The 5,740-nt window shown below is 51.2% G+C and carries 8 protein-coding genes; all 8 read left to right on the plus strand.

Annotated elements, in window-relative coordinates; all coding sequences use genetic code 11:
• Positions 1-237: 237 nt before the first annotated feature.
• Positions 238-729, plus strand: coding sequence for an LEA type 2 family protein (locus AAH187_RS18520; protein ID WP_342349969.1), 492 nt, complete (start codon positions 238-240; stop codon positions 727-729).
• A 259-nt stretch (positions 730-988) separates the two neighbouring features.
• Complete coding sequence (locus AAH187_RS18525; RefSeq protein WP_342349970.1) at positions 989-1,534, plus strand: YIP1 family protein; 546 nt, start codon at positions 989-991, stop codon at positions 1,532-1,534.
• Between the two features lie 49 nt (positions 1,535-1,583).
• Positions 1,584-2,573 carry a glycerophosphodiester phosphodiesterase family protein gene (locus AAH187_RS18530; RefSeq protein WP_342349971.1) on the plus strand — a complete coding sequence of 330 codons (990 nt, stop codon included), beginning with the start codon at positions 1,584-1,586 and terminating at the stop codon, positions 2,571-2,573.
• Positions 2,574-2,762: 189 nt separating this feature from the next.
• Positions 2,763-3,521 (plus strand): alpha/beta fold hydrolase, encoded by a 759-nt coding sequence (locus AAH187_RS18535; RefSeq protein WP_342349972.1) that lies wholly within the window; start codon positions 2,763-2,765, stop codon positions 3,519-3,521.
• Positions 3,522-3,537: 16 nt separating this feature from the next.
• Complete coding sequence (locus AAH187_RS18540; protein WP_342349973.1) at positions 3,538-3,996, plus strand: DUF427 domain-containing protein; 459 nt, start codon at positions 3,538-3,540, stop codon at positions 3,994-3,996.
• 195 nt (positions 3,997-4,191) lie between these two features.
• Positions 4,192-4,509 (plus strand): GYD domain-containing protein, encoded by a 318-nt coding sequence (locus tag AAH187_RS18545; RefSeq protein ID WP_342349974.1) that lies wholly within the window; start codon positions 4,192-4,194, stop codon positions 4,507-4,509.
• 235 nt (positions 4,510-4,744) lie between these two features.
• Positions 4,745-5,104 (plus strand): hypothetical protein, encoded by a 360-nt coding sequence (locus AAH187_RS18550; RefSeq protein ID WP_342349975.1) that lies wholly within the window; start codon positions 4,745-4,747, stop codon positions 5,102-5,104.
• Positions 5,105-5,551: 447 nt separating this feature from the next.
• Positions 5,552-5,740 (plus strand): hypothetical protein (locus AAH187_RS18555; protein WP_342349976.1); only part of this gene is annotated, 189 nt, incomplete at its 3' end.

Raw genomic sequence — 5,740 nt, forward strand, 5'->3', positions numbered from 1 at the left:
ATCCAGGCGACTCGTCAAGCCTATGGCAATTTTCTCAACATATGGAGTCAGGCCGATTCCGATCTCCCCGAGGTGAAGGAAGCGAAACAGTTCATTCAACAAGCTGCCCAGTAATAAACACCGAATGGGTCCTTTGCACATTAACCGCTATGTATTAATAAACCTAATGCGCTGGTATAGATTCTTAATGCTTGACAATTTAATCGCCTTGCCATCCCCATTGAGGTATGATTCTTTATGATGATGAAACGAATTTCTAAAGTACTCCCTTTTGTGTGTGGAATCCTTTTTCTGATCGGTTGCACTTCTATTGCTGAATTGACTGTTCAGCCTGAGTCGCCGGAAGTCCTGCTGGTGAATATCACCCCGTTGGAGGCGACGATGTTTGAGCAACGATTGCAAGTTGATTTGCGTGTTCGAAATCCCAATGATTTTGATCTAGAGGTGACCGGTCTTGATTTCACTCTTCATCTCAATGATCAACGACTCGCCCGTGGCTTAACGAATAAGGCTTCGACTATTCCGCGACTGGGAGATTCTGTGATTTCCGTCGAGACTACGACCTCCACACTCGATGTGATACGACAACTTCTTCAACTCTCACAACGGCAGGAAGTCGCTTATCAGGTTGACGGCTTCCTTTACGTCCAAGGTTCCCGTTTGCCATTTAAAAACAAGGGCGTGTTGCTTGATACAAATGATATGTCCGGCTCATCCCCCGGATCGTGAATGATCGCTCCTTCCCTTCTTGTGGGCAGCTTCTCTTCTAAGTTTCAATAAGCCAGTCTATTTCTACCACGTTCCCAAAGTCCTGAAGGAAGTCTACCTTCCCCCTAACCCTCTCCTTATGGTGGGAGAAGGAACCGAGCGAATACAAGATGCGAGAAACTGTTTCCCTTTTTTCTCACGATTGCTTGTGGTCTTCTTCCTCGGGCACAATCCTTTGTAGTTGAAATGAAAATTTTGTTAGAGAAAGGAGATAAACCATATGAGTCTGTTTGTTGACCGGATGATACGCGCGGCTAAACTCGATGTTCATCTTTACGAAGAGGTGGAAGCCGATAAGCGTTCCATGGGCCAAGCGATGGGCGTCGTGTTATTGTCCAGCCTGGCCGGTGGGATCGGGTTTATGCCAGAGGCCGGTCTGATGGGACTCGTCATTGGTACAGTCGGGTCCCTGCTCGGATGGTATGTGTGGGCGTTCATGACCTATCTCATTGGCACCAAACTTCTTCCCGAACCGCAAACCCACGCGGACCATGGTGAACTCTTACGAACGATCGGCTTTTCGAGTGCCCCTGGACTGATTCGGGTTCTCGGCATTATCCCCGGCCTCAGCGGATTTGTGAATCTTCTTGCCGGTGTGTGGATGCTCGTCGCCATGATCATTGCGGTGCGCCAAGCCTTGGATTATCAGAGCACCTACCGCGCCATTGGAGTGTGTTTGATTGGATGGATTATTCAGGCTGTCCTGCTCGCGTTGCTTGTGACCACGATGGGCGGAGTTCCTGAACTCATGCTGGAACAACCGTGACTTCTCTTACCAGACCCCTTGAACATGGTCGACCACCCCGAGGGCCGGGATGACATGCGCCTGGCCTCGCGCGAAGTTGCCGCAAGCCAGGTGGCGATTCTACGGAGGTGCACTCGCCGGCATGACGCTCTGGCTGGGATGTGCGACGTCGCCGCCAGGAGTGGCACCGGTATCCTGTGAGATCCCCCATCTGCAGATGACTGATCTTCCTAAGCGCGGCATCTCCGCTCACCGCGGGGGGAAGCTGGGATGTCCCCTGAACACGGTCGGTGCGTTTCAGCGAGCCATTTGCCTTGGCGTTCACCAGATTGAACTGGATGTGCGATCGACTGCGGATGCGGTCCTTGTTGTTTCACATGATGATCGTGTGAGAGGCGAGGAGGGGCAGACGTTGCGCCTTTCCGAGTCGACTCTTGCCGAAGTCCGGAGTATGCGGCTCGAGCCATGCGCAGGAGATGTGGCAGGACAGCATATTCCCACACTTGAAGAGGCTCTTGCCGTCATGCCGCATAATATCTGGATCAATGTGGATATCAAAGAGAACAATCCCATGGTTGGGAGACTCGTCGCCGAGACGGTCGTTAAAGCGCAACGCTTTAACCAGGTTATCTTTGGAGCGCGCGACGATACCGATCTGGCTGTGCGGCATGTGGCAGAAGAGGCCGACGACGAGAGCTGGATCGCCAACATGAGCCGGGAGATTTTCCGCTTTCAGTACGTTGACACCACCATTCATTCCTGTGACGAGTTTATCCAGTTGTCCTATCTGCGTGGCCGGCCAGGTCGCGAGACTATTGATAAACTGAAGCAGGCGGGAATCCGTGTGAACTATTCCTGGCTTCGTGATGAAGACGAGAGCGAGCTTAGACTAGACCTGGGTGATCTGTTCGCCCGGGGGGTGGACTTTGTGTTGGTCGATCATGTCGGGCAGGCCATGGAGGCGGCATGCGCCATAGGCATCACCCCGGTGGTTCCGCGCTGGCATGGCACTCCTCCCTTCACCTGCCCAGGGCCTCCTCGCTGCGCACCCGCGCTGTGACTGTCTCAAATCCTTTGACAGATGACGCAAAGGCTTCTCTCCTTCATCCCATAAAGCCAGGCTGTTTTCTCCTGCCCTGCCAATGTGTTACATGATAGGAGATAGAGCAAAATGGCACGTATGTGAATCTTCCCGTTCAGGTTTTTCAATAACATTTCAATTCCTCCTTCACCTGACCACGCATTGAATATGATGAATCAATCGACCCGATTTGAAATTCCCGGAACGGATTCTCAACTCATTGTCGGTGACCGCATTCCCGGTCAAGAACGACAATTGCTATTTGTGACCGGCTTTCTTTCAAAGCGGTGGGGCAACAAAAGCAAGGCTCTGGCCGATTTGTGTCGGGAGCGGGGCTGGGGATTTTGCTGTTTTGATTTCCGTGGAAATGGCGAATCGGAGGGCGTCTTCGCCGACTACACGCTGTGTGACTGGCTGGAGGATGCGCGGAGCGTGTTGAAGATGCTGGCCGATGGTCCGCCTATCACGATTATCGGATCATCCTTAGGTGGCTGGCTGGGATGGCTCCTTGGACAGGAGTTTCCTCATGTGCAACAATTAGTGCTCCTGGCTCCGGCCTTTAATATGATGGGAAAACGCGCGCAGGATATTTCTCCTGAACGACGCCGACAGTGGCAGGAGACGGGATGGATGCCCTGGGATGACGATGCCTTGCATAAAGACTTTCCGCTTTCATGGAAATGGGTGGAAGAAAGCGAAGCCGTATGGGCCAGGCGATTGGATTCGCCAAGGAGGGTGGCCACACGCATTGTGCACGGGCTTCAGGACGTCGTGATTCTTCCCAAAGGGAGTTGGGAATTTACCGACCACCTACTCAGACAAGATCCTCAGTTTCCTGTCGAGCTGCTGTTGAAGACCGGGGATCATCGCTTTAGCAGCCCTGCTAATCTTCAGACATTCCTGGAAGTCGCGCAGCAGATTCAGTAGGAAACCGGACCATGTTTTGAATACCATCACACACTGTCTGTCTCCTTCTTCCCCCTTTAATTCTTCTGCCGGAATTTATACACTCAAGAAAGGTATGATCACCATGACTGCACCGAACCATCCTCATGCCATTACCATTACGCCCAATCCCAATCGGGTCAAGGTGACATTTAACGGGACCGTCATTGCGGACACCATTCGGGCACTGATATTGCGGGAGGGACCGGTGCCGCCGGCTCAATACCTCCCGCGTGAAGATGTGACCATGTCTTATCTTCGCCCCACGACCCATTCCACTCACTGCCCCTTTAAGGGTGACGCGTCGTATTTCACCGTGAGCGTGAATGGCAAAACGGCGGAGAACGCTGTTTGGACATATGAGAATCCCTTAGCCTCCGTGGCTGATATTAAAAATTACGTGGCCTTCTATCCGGAGAAGATGGATGCGATTGAGGAGCTTTCTCCCGCCTCCTGATGTTCAGGGATTGAACCATTTTGGGTCCAATGTGATTTCCCCCCCCCTGTGGGATTATGTGTCCCAATTTCCCGAATGGCCATTGTCAGGCATGAGAAAGAGACTATTTTTTATTGGCTCTTTCAATTAGGATAGTTGTATGTCGTCTCTACGCCAAAACATCTCATTATTCACTTATTCCCAGGGAGGTGCATCATGCCGATCTATGTGAGTTTAGTGAATTTTACCCATGACGGACTGATAACCATGAAGGGCAAGGGTGTGCAGCGGTCGGACATGGTGAGGAAAAATGTCGAATCCTTAGGCGGGAAGATGCTTCATGCCTTTTATTGTCTGGGGGAATATGATGTGGTGGCCATTTTAGAATTTCCCAATAATCGCGCGGCCATGAAGGCTGGTGTGCTGAATGCCTCGATGGGCCATATTCGCATTAAGACGATGCCGGCGGTATCCCGCGATGAGTGGAAATCGGTTCTGAGTGAAACGTGGGGCAAATCCAAAAAAAAGAAGTGAGGGTGGCCTTTTCTCCGAATCATATGGGATCGAGCAGGTCAATGTGTGATGTTTCTGTTCGGTAGGGGAGTGAGCGTCTAGTTAGCCATCAGTCGCGTATCCGTCTTTTGGTTGACTGCTCCTGGTTGTGCAGCTCGGCCCTTTGACCCCATGATTTTTCGGCAGGTTGTACGAACATTTTTGTCGATGTGGAACTGTTCATGAATAGATTCATCCTGTCAGAAGGAGGTATCTTATGGGGCCAACAAAAGCTGTCGTAAAAGACTGCGGGATCTATGACGCGAAAACCGGGGATCTGATTAAGGGTGGGTTCCCTACCCCTGAGGCGATTCTGGACTATGCAGCCCATCATTACCTTGTTCTTCCTGTGGTGAATAAAGACTGTCAACCATGGTTGCTCGATGGCCAACCGATTTTTTGCTTACGTGGTACCCGCTATGAAAACCTCAAGGACGAAGTGTTGCACCTGGCACGATGTCCGGATTGTGGCGGCATGGGCATCCGGGCTGATGAACCGGTGGTTGAATCCGATTGTATCCGGTGCGTGTCCTGCGGCCATGAGTTCGATACCCGCTTGGAGATGATGGAAAGTTAGGGTGATATTGCAGTCTGACAACTGAAATGTTCGTCCCGGTGATTTCCCTTTGAACGACTATGTTGATTGGCGAGTGCCTTCAAGTTCACAGGAGACCGTCTAGCCTCATACCGTCCTTCTCCATCTTCATGGGGCACTTGTCTGTTCACCCTTGTCATGATGCTCCTTCCCTCCGAACATCCATACATCAATGTTCTCCATTTTCTCTTCCGACAGTGACTTGTCCTGATCGTTGGCCTGATGCTGGTCGTATCGGTGGGTTAGCAGGAGCCTCGAATCTCGGAGATACGCTCACACGAATCCTTTGCAGGAGAAAAGACATGCCCAATGCGAAACGGGAAAAGCCTTGCTATTTGTGTAAGGAGTCGGGGTCTCAAAGTCTAAGTTATTTGGTTTGCATACAATGTTCCCGGCATTTTTGTCGCTTTCATGGCGACCCGCAAATGGATGAATGTATCAAATGTCTTGAAGGGAACGAAGAAACCTAAAGAGGTGCTGAAAAAACCGCTCTATCACAATAGCTCTGGACCAAGGGGAGTGTTCGAGGGATCTGTCCTGAGCGAAGCCAGGGTGTTTACCACGAACAGAAGTTCAATCACTAAGCGGTTAACGAAGTCTGACATTAGAGGAAAGCGT

The sequence above is a fragment of the uncultured Nitrospira sp. genome, from assembly GCA_902500695.1.
Taxonomy (GTDB): Bacteria; Nitrospirota; Nitrospiria; order Nitrospirales; family UBA8639; genus Nitrospira_E.